Source organism: Sinomonas sp. P10A9 (genome assembly GCF_041022165.1).
Taxonomy (GTDB): Bacteria; Actinomycetota; Actinomycetes; order Actinomycetales; family Micrococcaceae; genus Sinomonas; species Sinomonas puerhi.
Genome location: NZ_CP163302.1, coordinates 2,767,125 through 2,784,918, shown reverse-complemented (window position 1 = coordinate 2,784,918; position 17,794 = coordinate 2,767,125). Strand labels below are relative to the sequence as shown.

The window sequence follows — 17,794 nt, the reverse complement described above, 5'->3', positions numbered from 1 at the left end:
GCGGTCTGTGATGTCCAGCGCGCTATCGTGAGGGTGTGAGGATCGATCTGCACGCCCATTCGACGGTCTCCGACGGGACCGAGACGCCCGCGGAACTCGTCGCGGCAGGGCTCGAGGCGGGGCTGGACGTCCTCGCGATCACGGACCACGATTCAACGTCCGGCTGGGCCGAGGCCACCGACGCCGCGCGGCGGCTCGGGCTCACGCTCGTCCCGGGCATGGAGGTCTCGTGCCGCACGCCGGAAGGCATCAGCGTGCACCTCCTCTGCTACCTCCAGGACCCCACCCATCCAGGACTGCTCGAAGAGATCACGAAGGCCAAGGACGCGAGACTGTCCCGGGCCGAGCACATGGTCTCCCTCCTGGCCGAGGACTACCCGCTCTCGTGGGACGACGTCACGCGGCACGTCGCGCCCGGAGCGACAGTGGGCCGACCGCATATCGCAGACGCCCTCGTTGCCGCGGGCCTCGTGGGTGACCGCACCGAGGCCTTCGCCACGATCCTGTCCTCGCGGTCTCGGTACTTCGTGCAGCACTATGCGCCCGAACCGGCGTTCGCGGTCTCGCTCATCCGCGAGGCCGGCGGCGTGCCGGTGTTCGCGCACCCGGTAGCGTCCGCGCGGGGGCGCACTGTGGGAGAACCCGTGTACCGCGACATGATCGACGCAGGCCTGGCCGGACTCGAGGTGTACCACCGGGACAATCCAGAGGAGCGCCGGCCGTTCCTCCTGGACCTCGCGGCCGAGACCGGACTGTTCGTCACCGGCTCGTCCGACTACCACGGCGCGGGCAAGCTCAATCGGCTCGGCGAGAACACGACGTCCGCCGAGGTCCTCGGTGAGATCGAACGCCAAGGGCACGGGGCCGCCGTCGTGCGTTCCTAGATCTCCGAGGTCCCGAGGAACTTGGCGGTGGGGAGGCGGCGGGCCATGACCTCGATCGCCTGCGGGTTCTCGTCCACGCATACGAACCGCCGCCCGAGGCGCTGGGCCACCGCGCCGAGGGTGCCGGACCCGGCGAAGAAGTCGAGGACCCAGTCGCCCGGGCGGCTCGATGCCGCGACCATGCGCCGCACGAGCCCCTCCGGCTTCTGCGTGGGGTAGCCGGTCTTCTCCCGTCCGGTGGGGGAGACGATCGTGTGCCACCACACATCCGTGGGCAGCTTGCCGAGCTCGCGCTTCTCCGGCGTCACGAGGCCGGGGGCCATGTAGGGCTCACGGTCGACCTCGGCCGTGTCGAAGTGGTACGCGGCCGGGTCCTTCACGTACACGAGCACGTTGTCATGCTTCGTGGGCCAGCGCCGCTTGGTCCGGGCACCGTAGTCGTAGGCCCAGATAATCTCATTCAGGAACGATGAGCGACCGAAGATCGCGTCCAGCATCACCTTGGCGTAGTGCACTTCGCGGTAGTCGAGGTGCAGGTACAGGGTGCCGTCCGGCGTGAGGAGACGCCAGGCCTCGATCAGCCTCGGCTCGAGGAATGCCCAGTAGTCGCTGAACGCGTCGTCGTACGTGTGCAGCGCGCCCTTGATCGTCTCGTAGCGCTGGCCCGAGAAGCCGACCCGATCGCCGTCCGCGCTGCGCAACATGCTCAGCTCCTGCCGGCGCTGCGGCCGGCCCGTGTTGAAAGGCGGATCGATGTAGACCATGGTGAACGCCGCATCCGGGAGGCGCGGAAGCACTACGGCGTTGTCACCTTGGACGACGAGGTCCGGCCCCACGGGGGACCATAGCGGGCTGGGAACTTCGGCAGGTCTGGCAGTCTGGGCGGCGGCCCCGCCGGCGTCCGCGGCGCGGGCCGTGCGCACCGCGGCTACTCGGCCTCGGTGCGCGAGACGACCTCGCCGTCACGACGGCGAGTGCGCGACCGACGACGGCGGGCTGCCGCAACCCCACGATCGAGGGGCGCCCCGTCCCCGCCATCGGCGAGGTTCACCGCCATGGCGGCGGAGGTCGGCCGCCGGCGGCCCTGCTGCTCAGTGCTCTCGGCGGAGCGCTCGGCAGAGGTGTCCGCGGGCTTCCTGCGCGTGCGCGCCGGACGGCTCGGCTCCTCGGTGGAATCTGCCGTTGACGCGGCCTCGGAGGCCTCTTCGGTTGCGGGGCGGCGACGACGACGGCGGCCCTCGCCGCTCGGTTCGGCGTGCGCCTGGCGGTCGGCCCGACCGTGACCGTGGCCGGACTTGCCCGCGCCCTCGGTCACTTCGGCGTCTGCGATGGCGGCGCCGTCGTCCGCGGTCGACTCCTGTGCACGCCGCGCCGTGCTGTGGCCCGCATCGCCCCGGCCTTCCGGGCTCCGGCGGGAGCCGTGCTGACCCGCGGATTCGCCACGCCGCTCGCCCCTGCCGCGGCCTTCGCTGCTGCGGCGTGGTTTCTTGCCGGGCTCGCCGAGATCCTCTACGACCTCGCCGGCGAGGCCTTCGAGCACGCGCTTGTTGCGTGGGAGGCGGCCCTTGGTGCCAGCCGGAATGTCCAGGTCTGCGTAGAGGTGCGGGGAGGATGAGTACGTCTCGACGGGTTCGGGGACGTCGAGGCCGAGGGCCTTGTTGATGAGCGTCCAGCGCGGGACGTCCTCCCAGTCCACGAACGTCACGGCCGTGCCCTTGTTCCCCGCGCGTCCGGTACGGCCGACGCGGTGGAGGTAGGCCTTCTCGTCCTCGGGGCACTGGAAGTTGATGACGTGGGTGACGTCTTCGACGTCGATGCCGCGCGCGGCGACGTCGGTCGCGACGAGGACATCCACCTTGCCATGGCGGAATGCGCGCAGCGCCTGCTCGCGGGCGCCCTGGCCGAGATCGCCGTGGAGTGCCGCGGCGGCGAACCCGCGGTCGATGAGCTCCTCGGAGAGCTTGGCGGCGGTCCGCTTGGTCTTCGTGAAGATGATGGTCCGGCCTCGCCCCTCGGCCTGGAGGATGCGCGCCACGACCTCGTCCTTGTCCAGCTGGTGCGCGCGGTAGATCACCTGACGGATGTCCTTCTTGGTGATCGAATCGTCGTTGGGGTCCGAGGCGCGGATGTGGGTCGGCTGGGTCATGTACCGGCGGGCCATCGCGACAACGGGGCCCGGCATGGTGGCCGAGAAGAGCAGCGTCTGACGGACCGCGGGTACCGCGGCCATGAGAGTCTCGACGTCCGGGAGGAACCCCAGGTCGAGCATCTCGTCTGCCTCGTCGAGGACGATCATGCGGACGTTCTTGAGATTCAGGTGGCGCTGGCGGTGTAGGTCGATGAGACGGCCCGGAGTGCCGACGACCACCTCGACGCCCCGCTTGAGGGCCTCGATCTGGGGCTCGTAGGCCCGACCGCCGTAGATGACCTCGACCCGGAGTGTGGTGCGCTTGCTCGCGGTCTGGAGATCCTTGCTGACCTGGACGGCGAGCTCGCGCGTCGGCACGACGACGAGTGCCTGCGGCGCCCCGGGGGCGGGGAGCTTGGCGTAGTCCGGATGGTCGGCGGGGATGGCCCGCTGGAGTGCAGGGATGCCGAAGCCGAGGGTCTTGCCGGTACCGGTCTTGGCCTGCCCGATGATGTCGTGGCCACCGAGCGCGACGCCGAGCGTCATCGATTGGATGGGGAACGGGTTCAGGATTCCGGCATCGGCCAGCGACTGTGCGATCGCGGGAGCCACGCCGTAGTCGGAGAAGGTCTTCTGGCTCTCCTGACGCACTGGCGCGTCGTTGGTGATGGTCTCCTCGGTCTCGACGGTCACGGTTCCGGTGTCGTCGGTCAGGAGTTCGTGCGTATGGACTTCATTCACAGGGGGGAAGGTCCCTCTCCATAGGGGCCTGAGCGGGTCTCGCTCGACAGACCGCCTGACAATGTGAGTCACAGACGTCTGGAGCAGGAGCGCGCGCCGGCCATCCAGCGGAAGCCGATCGCGGGCTATCAGGGTGTCGGCACCTGCCGACGGGTGAAAAGGGATCGCATGAATACGATCGGGCATCCATTAACAGTCCAAGGATACCGCGGCCGCACGAAATCCTTTGAATCGTGAGGCGCGACACGTCGGGTGTGGACCGCTTCGGGTGCCGCGGCGCCATCATACCGAGGTGAAGCTCGATCGCTGGCGGCCACTCTCTGGTGTCCGTAGCACCGGGGGTTGGCTGTTCTGGCGGGGGTTAGCAGCATCCGAGTGGGCTCCTTCCGGCGTGGATAGTCGGGAAACGGCGGGTCTGCCGCGAACCGGCTGGTCTCCTGGCAACGGCGTTGCTGGCGGAATCGGTGCTCGTCCCTCCGGTGGCAGCGGTGTGCCCCCAGAGCATGCGTCATGCTTACGCGGCGCGCATCCGCCGAGCCCGTGCGAAGGCGCGGGCGAGCATCGCCTCGACGCGGGCGGGGTGAGCGAGGTCGGACCATGTGATCCGCACAACGACCCAGCCCATGTTAGTGAGCGCTTTCTCGCGTTCACGCTCGGCCAGCAATACTTCGGCCGTCGGCGGACCGCCGAAGTACTTGAGGCGGCCGTCGATTTCGAGCGCAACCAGGATGTCTGGCCAGGCGTAGTCGAGGCGATAGTTGCGTCCGCCGACGACCACCTTGAACTGCTGCACCGGTTGTCCTGCTGAAAGCGCCAGCGCCAAGAGAAGAAGCCGGACACGCGTTTCGGCCGCAGACTCGGACAGCGCGCTCGCAGACGAGAGGACGGATCGAGCCCTTCCAATCCCGCGACGGCGCGCCGCCTGGTCAACGGCGCCTTCAAGCTCATTTCTGGGCACTCCGCGCGAGAGCGCCGACTCGCACACGATCATTGCCGGCTCAAAGTCCAGAATCCGAAGGCAGTCGACCACGGTGTCGGTGACCGACGTCGCCGGAAGGCCGTCTATGACGATTGATCCTGCGAGGCTCCGCTCGGTCTTCATGACATCGGTTGCGTGGTCCCCTCGGGATGAGGTGAACTCCTGGATGATGTGAAGGCGCCTTTCAGGTGTCCACAGTGCGAGTCCGTGCAGAGCCGCACCGCTGACCGCCGAGTAGGCGAAGTTCCATGAGCGGTTCGCGCAATAGTGCCTCCATGCGTGAGCCCTCAGCGCGAGAAGCCGCGCTGCGACGTCGCGGGCATGGACCGCTTGGGGTGGCGCGGCGGCTTCTCGCGTCGCGAGGCACCCGCGGCGCAGCCGAACCAGTTCGCCCGCCGCGACGAGTTTGGCCGTTGTCCGTTCGTCGACGCCCATCAGGCGTAGTTCGAAGGGCGTGCAGAGCCCGCGGGCAAAGCCGGGACGAGGACCGAGCCGTGATAGATCAGGCGATGTCAGCTTCATGGCGCCACTCTCCCGCGTCGCCGCCCGCCTGACGGCACTCCGGCCGCGCATGTGGACAACACGCCCAAAATGGGCGATGTGGAGGAGCAGTGGGGGCGTCTGCCAGAGCTGGTCGGCCGCGGATCGCGGCGGGTTTCGTTCCCCTGCGGTGCCGTGCGCCTCGGCGGGAGGCGACCGACCGGAGGGCGGGCGCCGCCGTGGCGGATCCTGGGTTCGTGCGGGGGTTTGCCGCTGATCCGGGGGCAGGAACCGGCGGGAGGGCAGCATGCCGGTGGGTGGGCGCCGCATCGGCGGGAGAGCAAGGAACCGGCCGCCGGGCGGGCGCAGCCGTGGCGGGTTCTTGGTTCGCACGGGGGTTTGCCGCTGATCCGGGGGCAGGAACCGGCGGGTGGGCGGCCGCACCGGCGGAAGGGCAGCGAACCGGCGGGAGGCGGCGACCCACGGCTTGGGGCAGGCCATTGGGGCCGGGCGTTCAAGCCCGTTCGAACCGGATGCGGCGCTTCTGGATATCAGCCTCAACGAGCCGGACGCGGATCATGGTCCCGGATTCCATCTCGCCCTCGCAGCGCGCCGTGACCGGTGGCTCGGACAGCTGGACGGTGCCGAAGGGCATCGACTGCTGCGGGTGCTGTCCACCTGCCGACACTGCACCTTGGGTCCCGTTCTGGGAGCTCGCGATGCGGTCGAGCGGTTGCGCAGGCCTGCCGTTCCCTCCGCCCGGACCCGCATCACTCCCCGAAGCGGGCTTGGACCCCGAGACCACGACCGCGTCGAACTCTTGCCCTACCGCGTTGACGAGCAGGGCAGCCTCGACGAGATCGATGGAGGCCCGCTCCACCTTGGCCGCGAGCTGGTCGGAGGACGCCATGAGGGCCGGGAGTTCCGGCAGGGCCATCCGCACCCATGCCGGCACCTCGGCGTCGGTGGCCACGGCCTCGCACAAGACGAGCACGAAACGGTCCACAAGGCGGCGCAGGGGAGCGGTCGTGTGCGTGTAGGGGGCTGCGATGGCCGCTTGGACCGGGTCCGGTGGAACGGTACCGTCGAAGGGCGTGTACGTCGCGCCGCGGAACAGCGCGGCGGCGGCGTGGAGGATCGACAGCTGGCGAGGCTGGGTCGGGTCCAGGGAACGGAGGTACTCCCCGTACGGGACGGTCCCGTCCCAGGGCTTCCCGAGGGCCTGGGTCTGGCGGCGGAAGTGCCGGAGCGACCTCTCATCCGGCGCCGGCATGGTGCGCAGGATCCCGATCCGGGCATTCACCATGAGCTTCGCGGCAGCCATGCCGGTCATCAGGGAGATCTGCGCGTTCCAGTCCTCGACGGGACGCTGGGGCGCGATTTCGATCGGGTAGCCGCCGTCATCGGTCGGGACGATCTCCTGTTCGGGGAGGTTCAGGCTTGCGCCGCCGCGCCGCCGCTCGAGCTCGACGCGCTTGAGCCCCACCTCCCTGAGGAGCATGAGCGGCTCCGCCGCGGTGCCGGCGTCGATCTGCTCCTGCACGGCCGCGTAGTTGAGCTTCGCGCGGCTGCGCACCCGTGCGTGGACCAGTTCGACGGCGGCCACCTCGCCTTCTGCATCGAGCCGGAAGTCCCACACGAACGCGCCGCGGACCGCGTCGGCGAGAAGGCTGCCGGCGTCGTCAGTGATGTCCCGTGGATGCAGCGGGACCTTGGCATCCGCTGCGTAGATCGTCTGGCCGCGACGCCGTGTTTCCGCGTCGAGCTCGCCCTGTGGGCGGACGAAGGCGGGCACGTCTGCGATCGCGTAGCGCACGCGGTACCCGTCGCCGTCACGCTCGATGTGGAGGGCCTGGTCCAGGTCGGTGGACGCAGGCGGGTCGATCGTGACGAACTCGACGTCGGTCGCGTCCTCATCGGGCAAGGTATGCGCGGCGATCGCCGCCGCGGCATCCGCGAGAGCGGCCGCGGGGTACTCGGAGGCGAGCTCGAACTCGTCCCGCAGGGCGGCGAACGCGCCGGCGAGTGCGGCACCGCTGGCCTCCGCCCGCGGGCCGGCCTGCGGTCCGGCAGACTTAGGCGAGAAGAGGGGATGACCCATGACGGCCAGCCTAACCCCGGGACGGTGCGGCTACCCGGCGCGGAGGCCGAAGCGGCGCGGGTGGGCGGGGAAGACGCCCAGGATCCTGAGCTCGGTCGAGAAGAACTCGAGCTCTTCCAGCGCACGGGCGAGCGGCGGCTCGTCGGGGTGCCCCTCGACATCGACCATGAACATCGTCGCCGCGAACTTGCCGTCCACCATGTAGCTCTCGAGCCGGGTCATGTTCACGCCGTTGGTCGCGAACCCGCCCAGCGCCTTGTACAGCGCGGCGGGGATGTTGCGGACCCGGAAGACGAAGCTCGTCACGTGCGCGTCGGCGCCCGCCTGAGGATAGTCGCGCGGCGGGGCCAGAATCACAAACCTCGTCGTGTTGTGCTTCTGGTCCTCGATGTCGCTCGCAAGCACGCTGAGCCCGTACCTTTCGGCGGCGAGCGGCGGCGCGATCGAGAGCTTCGTCGGGTCGCCCCACTCGGCCACCTCGCGCGCAGATCCGGCGGTGTCGCCGGCGACGACGGGAGTGAGGCCATGGGCGCGGATGAATTCACGGCACTGCGCGAGCGCATGGACATGGCTGTGGACTTCGCGGGCGCCCTCGATCGTGGAGCCGGGCAGACCCATGAGGCTGAAACGGATGCGCAGGAAGTGCTCGCCGATGATCTGCAGGCTCGTGTCCGGCAGGAGCACATGGATGTCCGCGACGCGTCCGGCGACAGTGTTGTCGATCGGGATCATCGCGAGATCCGCGGCTCCCGTCGTGACAGCGGAGAAGGCGTCCTCGAACGTCGCGCAGGCGAGCGTCTCGGCGTCCGGGTAGGCCTCGAGGGACGCCATGTGCGAATTGGCGCCGGGTTCGCCCTGGTAGGCGACGGTCGTCATGCGAGGGGCTCCCGTGCGAGCGCGGGAAGCTCGGCGCGGAGGCGCGCGGCGGCGTCGGCCGGATCGTCGGCGTCGGTGATCGCGCGCACGACGACGACGCGGCTCGCCCCCGCCTCGACGACCTCGGCGACGTTGGAGTGGTCGATTCCTCCGATCGCGAACCACGGCAGCGGCTCCCGCCGAGACGACTCGCCGGCGTCGAGCGCCTCCCGCGTGCGCCGGGCCGCGTACTGGACGAGCCCGAGCCCAACGGCGGAGCGCCCCGGCTTGGTCGGGGTGGCCCACAGGGGGCCGGTGCAGAAGTAATCGAGGCGTGCGTTCCCGGCGGGAGAGACGGCTTCGGCCCGCCCCATCGCGGCGTCGACCATCGCAGGCGAGCTCGTGGACAGGCCGACGATGACGGACGGGTCCACGAGACGACGGATTGCGGGGAGGGGGAGGTCCTTCTGGCCCACGTGGAAGACTGGCGCGCCCGAGAGCATCGCGAGGTCCGCCCGGTCATTCACGGCCCACAGCTTCCCGTGACGCTCGGCGACGGCGCGCAGCACCTCGAGATGTTCGAGTTCCTCGGCGGCCTCGATCCGCTTGTCGCGCAGCTGGATGATGTCCACACCGCCCGAGAACGCCGCATCGACGAAGTCCTCGAAGTCGCCGCGGTCCTTCCGGGCGTCGGTGCACACGTAGAGCTGGGCGTCGGTCAGGAGCATGGAACTAGACTAGTCCGCAGTACTGCGGGAGCCCGCGCGTGCGACGAGAACGCAGCCGGGCTGAGAGGGCCAGAGCCGACCGCTTCACCTGATCCGGGTCATGCCGGCGGAGGGAAGGAACCATGGAGCACAGCGACGTCATCGTTGTGGGCGCCGGCGTGATCGGGCTCGGGATCGCCTGGGAGGCGGCGCGCACTGGGCGGCGAGTCCTCGTCGTTGATCCGGAACCGGGCTCCGGCGCGAGCTTCGCCGCCGCGGGCATGCTGGCCGCCGTGAGCGAGTACCACTACCAGGAGGAGGACCTCCTCGGCCTCACGCTCGAATCCGCCGCGGCGTGGCCCGAGTTCGCCGCGGGAGCCGGGCCGGACTGCGGCTACGTGAGCAGCCCGACGCTGTGCCTCGCGGGCGATGCCGCGGACCGCCAGGCGTTCGCCGACCTCAAGGCGGTCCAGGAGGCTCACGGCCTGGGAGTCCGTCCGCTCACGGTCCGCCAGGCGCGAGCCGAGGAGCCGTTCCTCGCACCGGGCATCGCCGGGGCCTTCCAGATCGAGGCGGACCACCAGGTCGACCCGCGCCGGCTCGTCGCCGCACTGCTCGCGCGGCTGACCGAGCGCCTCGGCGACGGCTTCCTCGTCCGGGCGCGCGCGACGTCGCTCGCATGGGACGGAGGCCGCGTGGTCGGAGTCGTGCTCGAGGACGGGCGCGAGCTGCGCGCCGCAGAGACGATCGTCGCCAACGGCCTCGGCGCCCGGGACCTCGGCGCGCTGCCCATCGTGCTGCCTCTCCGGCCCGTCTACGGGGACATTCTCCGCCTGCGCGTGCCGGCCAGACTCCGTCCGCTCGTGACGGCAACCGTCCGCGGACTCGTGCGGGGAAAACCGGTCTACATCGTGCCGCGTGCGGACGGCACCGTCGTCATCGGGGCCACGCAGCGCGAGGACGGCTCCGACGCCGTCTCCGCCGGGGGAGTCTACGAACTCCTGCGCGACGCCCAGATCCTCGTCCCGGCGGTCGCGGAGCTCGAGCTCTACGAGATCACCGCGCGCGCCCGGCCAGGAACGCCGGACAACGCCCCGCTGCTCGGACGCGTCCGTGCTGCTCACGCTGACAGCAGGGGCGGCGGTGCGCACGACGGCGCGGTGCCGGGTGGCGCCGGCACCGTACCGGGCCTGATCATCGCCACCGGATTCTTCAGGCACGGCGTACTCCTCACGCCGGCCGCCGCCCAGGTGTGCCGAGGCCTGCTCGAAGGCCGCACCGACCCCCGGTGGGACGCGTTCCTGCCGGACCGTTTCGTTCCGACCGCCGCCGGGCTCCCGGCCGCTGCGGCCGCGACAGGAGGCAAGTGATGACGACCACAGACAAACTCGGCCAGCTCACCGTCAACGGGGACGCCCGACCGCTCCCACGCCCGGCCACCGTCCTCGCGCTCGTCGCCACGGCCACAGGGCGGAACCTCGGTAGCGACGGGAAGCCGTCCGACGGCGGTCGGCTCGGAGTGGCGGTCGCGCTCAATTCCGAGGTGGTGCCCCGCAGCCGCTGGGCGGCCACCCCGCTGACGGCCGGGGACGCCATCGAACTCGTTACAGCAATGCAGGGAGGCTGACGATGACTCAGACCGGAACAGGTTCAGGGACTGAAATGACGCTGGGCCACGACCCGTTCGTCGTGGACGGGGTGGCCCTGGGGTCGCGGCTCATCATGGGCACGGGCGGGGCGCCGAGCCTCGACGGGCTTGGCGATGCACTCGAGGCCTCGGGCACCGAGCTCACCACCGTCGCGATGCGCCGCTTCTCGCCGGCCGAGCAGGGCTCGCTCTTCCAGCTGCTCGTGGACAGGGGCATCCGCGTCCTGCCCAACACGGCGGGCTGCTTCACGGCCCGCGACGCGGTTCTCACGGCGGAGCTGGCGCGCGAGGCCCTCGAGACCGACTGGGTCAAGCTCGAGGTCATCGCGGACGAGACGACACTCCTCCCCGATCCGATCGAGCTCGCCGATGCCACCGAGCAGCTCGTGGGCCGCGGCTTCAAGGTCTTCGCGTACACGAACGACGACCCCGTCCTTGCGCGGCGCCTCGAGCAGCTCGGGGCCGTCGCCGTCATGCCGCTCGGTGCGCCGATCGGGACCGGGTTGGGGATCCTCAACCCCCACAACATCGAGCTCATCGTCGCGCGGGCCGGAGTCCCCGTGGTGCTCGACGCCGGGATCGGGACCGCATCGGACGCCGCGCTCGCGATGGAGCTCGGGTGCGACGCCGTGCTGCTGGCCTCCGCGGTCACCCGGGCCCAGGACCCGGTCCGCATGGCCCGCGCCTTCCGCCATGCCGTCACGGCGGGGCGCCTCGCCTCGCAGGCGGGCCGCATCCCCAAGCGCGAGCATGCTCTCGCCTCGAGCCCCATGGAGGGCCGCGCGCAGTTCCTCTGAGCGGCGAAGCTCTGGGGTCGGTGCCGCCCACACGAGTCAACTCGAGATCTGTAATAGGCCGAGGGCTGCGCGTACCCTAAATGCTGCCGCAGAGCTCTGCTCTGATTCCGGCCCAGGCTGGGGGAGTTCACTCCATTGCGCTATGCCTCAGGGAGGCCCCCATGAACCGCCTACCAGCCCACCGGCACGTTTCCTTGGCTCCTATCGTCGCGAGCATTTTCCTCGCGGCAGGTGCCCTGCTCGCGGCGCCGGCCTCCGACGCCGCCCCGCCAACGCCCGTGGCTTCAACGGAGTACTTCGATCTGCCGGCCGGAACGGGTTGCGCGTTCCACCTGCAGATCTCGGGAACCGATCCGAAGACCCATACCCAGACGTTCTATGAAGGGACAGGGCACCCGGTCCGCACGGTCACTGCTGGCGACGGCTACACCATCACCTACACGAATGTGGACAACGGCAAGTCGTTGACGGTTGCGTCGACAGGCTCTGTCCAGACCTTCGTCCCCCATCCGGACGGGACCGCGACGCTCACGCTCACGGGCTTCAATGGGTTGATCATGTTTCCCACCGACACGCCAGCAGGGCCGTCGACGACCCAGTACGAGGGCCGTGTTGTCGCCTTCATCGATGCCAAAGGCAGCGGGACCCTTCTGAGCGTGTCTGGCAAGAGCTCGGACATCTGCGCAGCGCTGACGTAGTCAGGTGTCCCCGCAGGCGGCCGGGCGGCCTACCCTGAGGTCTATGGCACACGAGCCGTTGACCCAGGAACAGATCGAGGCGGAGCTCGCGAGGCTTGTCGGCTGGAGTCATGTGGACGGAGGCCTTGCTATCGTCTACAAGCTGCGCACTTCGGCCAAGGCGCTCGAGTTCATCGCCGCGGTCGGGGAGGTGGCCGAGGAACTCAACCATCACCCCGACCTCGACTGGCGGTACAACCGGGTCATCCTGCGCTTCTCCTCGCACGATGCCGGGTCCGTCGTCACGGCCAGGGACGTTGAAGCCGCGGATCGCTGCACGCTGCGGGCCGCGGCCCTCGACGCGGTTGCTCAGCCCTGGGGTCGCTAGAGGTCCCGGGTATGCGGAAGGCGCGCACGACGGCGCGGTCTGCTCCGCGCCGTCGTGCGCGCCTCCGGCGTCCGAGACGGACTAGCCGCGCTTCAAGAGCTCGGTGAGCAGCGCGACGTCGTGCTTCGTGCGGGGGCGGCCCACGACGATCGGCACCGCCACGGCGGCCACGATCCCGACCGCCATGGGCAGCGCCCACGGCATCCACGTCAGGCCGGCCATGTAGCCGGTCCCGGCGAAGATGAGCACCGCCCACACGAGGCACGCGAGGGCCACGGCCGCCCCCACCGGGAGCACGATGCCGTACACGTCGTGGTGGTGGTCGAGGGACCAGACAATGAAGCCGGCCGCCGCAACCACGAGGACCACGATCACGAGGGACCAGACGGTCTCCACCGGCTCAGAGGGCGCCGAAGCCCACGCGGCGCGTCTCCTGTGCGCCGAGCTCCACGTAGCCGATGACGGACGCCGGCACGATCACCTGACGGCCCTTCTCGTCCTCGAGGCGGAGCTCCTTGCCGCCCGAGATCGCCTCGGAGACGAGCTTTGCGACCTCGTCCGCGTCCTTCGTGGACTCGAGGACGAGCTCACGGCCGATGTTCTGGATGCCGATCTTTACTTCCACGTGAAGAGCACTCCTTGCGTTGTGGCGTCTGAAACGAAACGCCCGCCGGGGCTATGAATCCCCGCCGGCCGAGCCTAGTAGTACCTTAGGCCTCTTTGGGGAACCGTGAGATTCCCTTCCATGCGAGCCGCGAGACGAGATCTGCCGCAACGCCGATGTCGAGCGAGTTCGATGTCTCAAGCCAGTAGCGGGCACTGACCTGCGCGAGGCCGGCAAGCCCGCGGCCGAGGATCTGGGCCTCGACGAGGGGGAGCCTCGTGTCGGAGGCTATGACCTCCGCGATAGCCTCGGAGAAGCCGCGGTTGAACTTCTCAAGGCGCGAGGCGACGTCTGGATCGTTGACCAGATCGGACTGGAAGACGATCCGGTGGGCCTGATCGTCGGCGGCGATGAAGTCGAAGTACGCGCGGATGACGGCATTCACGCGCTCTCGGTTGTCCGTGGTCGAGCCGAGGGCCGACTTCATGATGTCGGTCAGCGACGCGAGGTGGCTGTCGAGGAGCGCGATGTACAGCTCCCGCTTGGACGGGAAGTGCTGGTAGAGGACAGGCTTGCTGACCTGCGCCGTCTCGGCGATCTCGTCCATGGCGGCCCCGTGATAGCCGTGGGCGGCGAAGACCTCGAGCGCCGCCGCAAGGAGCTGTGCCCGCCTCTCGTCGCGGGGGAGTCTGGGGGAGCGCGTCGTGGCGGCTCGCGGTTCGATGCTCACTGGCGGTGCCTTTCAGGGGGTCCGGGCCTATCGAGCGTGACCCAAACGGTAGTTCTACTCTACCCGCGGGTCACGTGCGCGGCGTCTATCTGCGATGTTCCGCGTGGTGGGCGCGGCTGGGTGCATCGGCCGCATCGGGCCTAGATTGGAGGCATGGCCACGTCTCACTCACCGTCCCTCCCGCCCCTCGTGGAGCCGGCCGCGGAGCTGACTCCCGAGGAAGTTCAGCGCTACTCGCGGCACGTGATCATCCCCGAGATCGGCGACATCGGGCAGCGGCGGCTCAAGAATGCCAAGGTCCTCGTGATGGGGGCCGGCGGCCTCGGGTCACCGGCGCTCCTGTACCTTGCGGCGGCCGGCGTCGGCACACTGGGGATCGTCGACGACGACACGGTCGAGCTGTCCAACCTCCAGCGGCAGGTCATCCACGGAGTTTCCGGCGTGGGACGGCCCAAGGCCCAATCCGCACGGGACGCGATCCTCGAGCTCAACCCGCACGTGGACGTGCGGCTCCACGAGGTCCACCTGGACTCCTCCAACGCGCTCGAGATCTTCGAAGGCTACGACCTGATCCTCGACGGCACCGACAACTTCGCCACGAGATACCTCGTCAACGACGCGGCCGCGATCCTGGGCAAGCCCTATGTGTGGGGCTCCATTTTCCGGTTCGACGGCCAGGTCAGTGTGTTCTGGGAGAAGTACGGCCCGACATACCGTGACGTCTTCCCGGAGCCTCCGCCGGCCGGATCGGTTCCCTCGTGCGGGGAGGGCGGCGTGTTCGGCATGCTCTGTGCGGCCATCGGCGCGTCCATGGTCACCGAGGCGGTCAAGCTCATCACGGGCGTCGGCACGACTCTGCTCGGCCGTGTCCAGCTCTACGACGCCCTGACCGCGACGTGGCGCGAAATCAAGGTCTCCAAGGACCCGGAGGCCGCACCGATCACCGCGCTCACCGACTACGAGGCCTTCTGCGGCGTCGCGCCCGCGGCGTCCCCCGGGACCGACCGCACCGTGACGGCCCCGCAGCTGGCCACGATGCTCGCGGCCCGCAACGCTGGCCTGCGAGACTTCGAGCTCATCGACGTGCGTGAGGCGGGGGAGGCCTCGATCGTCTCGATTCCCGGTGCGCGTCTCATCCCGCAGGGGCGACTGCTCTCCGGAGAGGCCTGGGGTGAAGTGCCGCGCGACCGCGAGGTCGTGTTCCACTGCAAGGGCGGCGTGCGATCGGCGAACGTCCTCGCCGCGGCCCTCGACGCCGGCTTCTCGAACGTCAAGCACCTCGACGGCGGTGTCCTCGCCTGGGTCCGCGACGTGGATCCTGAGCAGCCCGTCTACTGATCTGGGGTCACCACCCGTGCCGGGTTCCGGGCGCACGACGGCGAGCACTCGCCGTCGTGCGCGGACGTTCGCCTAGTGCCGAACGAGGGTCCTGGGGCCAAAGCGGATGTGCACGCGGCTACCCCGGGACACGACCGCAGACGCTCCCGTTGACATTGGGAGAGGGTCAGCCGGTGCGGGTATGGTCGACCGGGCAGTCCTCGGCGTCGGCACCGTCTGTGGCACCCCGGCCTTCCCCGGCGGTCGCTCCCGCGGGGCCTGCGGCGACGGAAGACTGTGCGGACTCGTCAGGAGCCGAGATCATCCCGGGGATCGCCACGCTGATGCCGTAGAGCGCCTCGAGGGCCGCGAGGTACTCGCCCTCCCGTCCTTCGGCGGCGAGCTGCCTCGCACGGACGGTCGGAGTGTGGAGCAGCTGCTTGACCATGCGCCGCATGGCGAACTCGACCTCTTCGGCTGCGGCGGTGCAGCCATGGCGGGCGCGCACCTTCTCGATCTCGGAGTCCAGGACGGCCATGGTGTGCCGGCGCAGGGCCACGATGGCGGCGTCCGCCTGGCGGGCCTGACGCTCGGCGTCGAAGTCGGCCGCTGCCGCGGAGACGATCGCGCTGGCCTGGGCAAGGGATTCGGTCTGCTCTTCGGGGGCTGCGAGCCGCACGGACTCGAGGGTGATGAGCTCGACGCCGTCGAGGGAACCGACGGCAGGGTCGAAGTCGTGGGTGAGGGCGAGGTCGATGACGATGAGCTGCTGCGCCGAGTCTTCGCGGATCGCTGCGAGCTCGACGGCTTCCATGGCATTGTCGGAGCCGCTGCACCCGATGAGCACGTCCGCCTCGGCGATGGCCTGAGGCAGGTCGCGGGATGTCACGGCGGAGGCGCCCCGGGCGGCCGCGAACTCCTGTGCACGGCCCGAGGCGGAGTAGACGGAGACCTGCTCGACGCCGCGCTCCTTGAGGAGCGCCATGGTTGCCCCGGCATAGGCGCCGGTGCCGAACAGGACGGCCTTCTTGCCGGACCAGGCTGGCACCTCGGCGATGTCCGCCGCGAGATCGAGGGCGACCGAGACGATCGAGAGGCCCCGGCTTCCGAGGGCAGTCTGCGTTCCGACCTCCTTGGCCGTCTTCGACGCCGTCTGGAAGAGCCTGACGAGGGACGGGCTTGCGGTGCCGTGCTCCTGGGCGGAAATGAGGGCGCGGCGCACCTGCCCGGCGATCTCGCGTTCGCCCACGACCGCCGAGTCGAGCCCCGAGCTCACGGCGAAGAGATGCCGCGTCACGTCGCGGCCGTGCGCGAGAGCGAAGGCCCCCGAGACAGTCTCGTGCGGCAGGCCGCTTCGGGCGCTGATCTCGGTCAGGAGCGCCGAGCGCGCTGCCTCGAGCTCTTCGGGGCCCCGGGCCTCGGCGTAGATCTCGTAGCGGTTGCAGGTGGCCAGCACCACGGCGCCGTTGAGGGCGGGGGATGCGGTGGCGTCTGCGGCCACGGTGGCAGCACCGGTGCTCAATTGGGCAACGGTCTCAAGGTCAATATCGGCGTGCGTCGCCGAGAGGGAGAAAACAACCACAGCCCTGTCATCATAGCTTTTCGTTCCTGTGTAGAAAACGCGGCTCGCTGTGACACGTTGTCGCCAACGGCGTGGGGGCCGTTTGAGACAATCGGGCCATGACACTCAGCCAGGACCACCCGCTCAAGGACGGACGGACGGCGCAGTCGCCGCTCATCACCGCATACCGCGGGGGCAGGCCGAGCCGGAAGCCGGTGTGGTTCATGCGCCAGGCAGGCCGCTCGCTCCCCGAGTACCGCAAGGCCCGTGAGGGGGTCGGCATGCTCGAGTCGTGCCTCCGCCCCGACCTCGCGGCAGAGATCACACTCCAGCCCGTGCGCCGCCACGACGTCGATGCGGCCATCTTCTTCTCGGACATCGTCATCCCCCTCAAGCTCGCCGGCGTCGACGTCGACATCGTCCCGGGCGTCGGCCCCGTGCTCGCCAGCCCGATCCGCTCCGAGGCGGACGTGGCCGCGCTCCCGCGCCTCACGGACGCGGCGCTCGAGCCGATCCGCGAGGCCGTCGGCCTCACCATCGCCGAGCTGGGCACCACGCCGCTCATCGGCTTCGCGGGCGCGCCCTTCACCGTTGCTGCCTACATGGTCGAGGGCCGCCCATCGAGGGACCACCTCGGGCCCCGCACGATGATGCACGGCGACCCCGGGACGTGGGCCGCGCTCATGGCCTGGACCGCCGACGCGTCGGGACGGTTCCTGCGGGCCCAGATCGAGGCGGGCGCCTCGGCTGGCCAGCTCTTCGATTCCTGGGCGGGATCGCTCGGCGTCGAAGACTACCGCCGCCATGCCGCGCCGTACTCGTCGCAGGCCCTCGACCACGTGCGCGACCTCGGGGCACCGCTCGTCCACTTCGGCACGGGCACGTCCGAGCTCCTCGGGGCGATGTACGAGGTCGGCGTCGACGCGGTCGGCGTGGACTACCGCCTGCCGCTGCACGAGGCGAACCGCCGGCTTGGCGGGCGCGTGGTGCTGCAGGGGAACATTGACCCTGCCTTCCTCGCGGCCCCGTGGAACGTGCTCGAGGCGCACGTGCGCGACGTCGTCCGCGCGGGTGCCTCGGCGCCGGGCCACGTGGTCAACCTCGGGCACGGCGTCCCTCCGGAGACCGATCCCGAGGTGCTGACGCGCGTGGTCGAGCTCGTCCACTCGATCACCTACTGACGAAAGGGCACGTCCT

18 protein-coding genes are annotated in these 17,794 nt (G+C 69.9%); 8 read left to right on the top strand and 10 right to left on the bottom strand.

The genetic code is table 11. From position 1 onward, the window contains the following. Positions 1–35: 35 nt before the first annotated feature. Positions 36–884 carry a PHP domain-containing protein gene (locus AB5L97_RS12645; protein WP_369044930.1) on the top strand — a complete coding sequence of 283 codons (849 nt, stop codon included), beginning with the start codon at positions 36–38 and terminating at the stop codon, positions 882–884. On the opposite strand, the gene AB5L97_RS12640 is transcribed toward AB5L97_RS12645, so the two are convergent. The 6 genes from AB5L97_RS12640 to thiE all read right to left on the bottom strand — a co-directional run bounded on the left by AB5L97_RS12640 (position 881) and on the right by thiE (position 8,896). Next, positions 881–1,720: a DNA-methyltransferase gene (locus AB5L97_RS12640; RefSeq protein ID WP_369047434.1), complete on the bottom strand. Its 840-nt coding sequence runs from the start codon at positions 1,718–1,720 to the stop codon at positions 881–883. The two genes, AB5L97_RS12645 and AB5L97_RS12640, sit on opposite strands and share 4 nt — an antisense overlap. 92 nt (positions 1,721–1,812) lie before the next feature. Further along, positions 1,813–3,753: a DEAD/DEAH box helicase gene (locus tag AB5L97_RS12635; RefSeq protein ID WP_307957941.1), complete on the bottom strand. Its 1,941-nt coding sequence runs from the start codon at positions 3,751–3,753 to the stop codon at positions 1,813–1,815. Positions 3,754–4,267: 514 nt separating this feature from the next. Then, positions 4,268–5,254, bottom strand: coding sequence for a hypothetical protein (locus AB5L97_RS12630; RefSeq protein ID WP_369044929.1), 987 nt, complete (start codon positions 5,252–5,254; stop codon positions 4,268–4,270). A 472-nt stretch (positions 5,255–5,726) separates the two neighbouring features. Further along, entirely contained in the window at positions 5,727–7,313 is a 1,587-nt protein-coding gene (locus AB5L97_RS12625) for an RNB domain-containing ribonuclease (RefSeq protein WP_369044928.1), read from the bottom strand. A gap of 30 nt (positions 7,314–7,343) precedes the next feature. Then, positions 7,344–8,189, bottom strand: coding sequence for a prephenate dehydratase (locus tag AB5L97_RS12620; RefSeq protein WP_307957938.1), 846 nt, complete (start codon positions 8,187–8,189; stop codon positions 7,344–7,346). Further along, a complete protein-coding gene (gene thiE, locus AB5L97_RS12615) occupies positions 8,186–8,896 on the bottom strand; it encodes a thiamine phosphate synthase (RefSeq protein WP_369044927.1) in 711 nt (236 codons plus the stop codon). Before thiE ends, AB5L97_RS12620 begins: the two co-directional genes overlap by 4 nt. 122 nt (positions 8,897–9,018) lie before the next feature. On the opposite strand from thiE, the gene thiO reads away from it, so the two are divergent. The 5 genes from thiO (at position 9,019) to AB5L97_RS12590 (ending at position 12,385) form a co-directional block, all read left to right on the top strand. Then, positions 9,019–10,245 carry a glycine oxidase ThiO gene (gene thiO / locus AB5L97_RS12610; protein WP_369044926.1) on the top strand — a complete coding sequence of 409 codons (1,227 nt, stop codon included), beginning with the start codon at positions 9,019–9,021 and terminating at the stop codon, positions 10,243–10,245. Continuing rightward, entirely contained in the window at positions 10,245–10,502 is a 258-nt protein-coding gene (gene thiS / locus AB5L97_RS12605; protein ID WP_369044925.1) for a sulfur carrier protein ThiS, read from the top strand. The genes thiO and thiS overlap by 1 nt, the downstream gene beginning before the upstream one ends. 2 nt (positions 10,503–10,504) lie before the next feature. Next, the gene (locus AB5L97_RS12600; protein WP_369044924.1) at positions 10,505–11,320 is read left to right on the top strand and encodes a thiazole synthase; all 816 of its coding nucleotides are present in this window, start codon (positions 10,505–10,507) and stop codon (positions 11,318–11,320) included. Between the two features lie 161 nt (positions 11,321–11,481). Next, a complete protein-coding gene (locus AB5L97_RS12595) occupies positions 11,482–12,018 on the top strand; it encodes a hypothetical protein (RefSeq protein ID WP_369044923.1) in 537 nt (178 codons plus the stop codon). A gap of 43 nt (positions 12,019–12,061) precedes the next feature. Next, a complete protein-coding gene (locus AB5L97_RS12590; protein WP_307957933.1) occupies positions 12,062–12,385 on the top strand; it encodes a 4a-hydroxytetrahydrobiopterin dehydratase in 324 nt (107 codons plus the stop codon). A gap of 81 nt (positions 12,386–12,466) precedes the next feature. Here the strand turns inward: AB5L97_RS12590 and AB5L97_RS12585 are convergent, their stop codons facing one another. The 3 genes from AB5L97_RS12585 to AB5L97_RS12575 all read right to left on the bottom strand — a co-directional run bounded on the left by AB5L97_RS12585 (position 12,467) and on the right by AB5L97_RS12575 (position 13,719). Further along, entirely contained in the window at positions 12,467–12,781 is a 315-nt protein-coding gene (locus tag AB5L97_RS12585) for a hypothetical protein (protein WP_369044922.1), read from the bottom strand. A gap of 4 nt (positions 12,782–12,785) precedes the next feature. Then, positions 12,786–13,010 carry a DUF3107 domain-containing protein gene (locus tag AB5L97_RS12580; protein ID WP_369044921.1) on the bottom strand — a complete coding sequence of 75 codons (225 nt, stop codon included), beginning with the start codon at positions 13,008–13,010 and terminating at the stop codon, positions 12,786–12,788. An 85-nt stretch (positions 13,011–13,095) separates the two neighbouring features. Further along, entirely contained in the window at positions 13,096–13,719 is a 624-nt protein-coding gene (locus AB5L97_RS12575; protein WP_369044920.1) for a TetR/AcrR family transcriptional regulator, read from the bottom strand. A gap of 153 nt (positions 13,720–13,872) precedes the next feature. Between AB5L97_RS12575 and moeB the strand changes: the two genes are divergently transcribed. Beyond that, positions 13,873–15,057 (top strand): molybdopterin-synthase adenylyltransferase MoeB, encoded by a 1,185-nt coding sequence (gene moeB / locus AB5L97_RS12570; protein ID WP_369044919.1) that lies wholly within the window; start codon positions 13,873–13,875, stop codon positions 15,055–15,057. Between the two features lie 166 nt (positions 15,058–15,223). On the opposite strand, the gene AB5L97_RS12565 is transcribed toward moeB, so the two are convergent. After that, positions 15,224–16,618, bottom strand: coding sequence for a glutamyl-tRNA reductase (locus AB5L97_RS12565; protein WP_369044918.1), 1,395 nt, complete (start codon positions 16,616–16,618; stop codon positions 15,224–15,226). A 98-nt stretch (positions 16,619–16,716) separates the two neighbouring features. Between AB5L97_RS12565 and hemE the strand changes: the two genes are divergently transcribed. Next, positions 16,717–17,778: a uroporphyrinogen decarboxylase gene (hemE, locus tag AB5L97_RS12560; RefSeq protein WP_307957927.1), complete on the top strand. Its 1,062-nt coding sequence runs from the start codon at positions 16,717–16,719 to the stop codon at positions 17,776–17,778. The last annotated feature ends 16 nt before the right edge of the window (positions 17,779–17,794 follow it).

What these genes read in the sequence shown, in the direction of transcription:
- thiE (WP_369044927.1), bottom strand. Translation starts at nt 8,896, where the DNA reads ATGCTCCTGACCGACGCCCAGCTCTACGTGTGCACCGACGCCCGGAAG.
- AB5L97_RS12600 (WP_369044924.1), top strand. Translation starts at nt 10,505, where the DNA reads ATGACTCAGACCGGAACAGGTTCAGGGACTGAAATGACGCTGGGCCAC.
- hemE (WP_307957927.1), top strand. Translation starts at nt 16,717, where the DNA reads ATGACACTCAGCCAGGACCACCCGCTCAAGGACGGACGGACGGCGCAG.
- AB5L97_RS12620 (WP_307957938.1), bottom strand. Translation starts at nt 8,189, where the DNA reads ATGACGACCGTCGCCTACCAGGGCGAACCCGGCGCCAATTCGCACATG.
- AB5L97_RS12595 (WP_369044923.1), top strand. Translation starts at nt 11,482, where the DNA reads ATGAACCGCCTACCAGCCCACCGGCACGTTTCCTTGGCTCCTATCGTC.
- AB5L97_RS12625 (WP_369044928.1), bottom strand. Translation starts at nt 7,313, where the DNA reads ATGGGTCATCCCCTCTTCTCGCCTAAGTCTGCCGGACCGCAGGCCGGC.
- AB5L97_RS12590 (WP_307957933.1), top strand. Translation starts at nt 12,062, where the DNA reads ATGGCACACGAGCCGTTGACCCAGGAACAGATCGAGGCGGAGCTCGCG.
- thiS (WP_369044925.1), top strand. Translation starts at nt 10,245, where the DNA reads ATGACGACCACAGACAAACTCGGCCAGCTCACCGTCAACGGGGACGCC.
- thiO (WP_369044926.1), top strand. Translation starts at nt 9,019, where the DNA reads ATGGAGCACAGCGACGTCATCGTTGTGGGCGCCGGCGTGATCGGGCTC.
- moeB (WP_369044919.1), top strand. Translation starts at nt 13,873, where the DNA reads ATGGCCACGTCTCACTCACCGTCCCTCCCGCCCCTCGTGGAGCCGGCC.
- AB5L97_RS12630 (WP_369044929.1), bottom strand. Translation starts at nt 5,254, where the DNA reads ATGAAGCTGACATCGCCTGATCTATCACGGCTCGGTCCTCGTCCCGGC.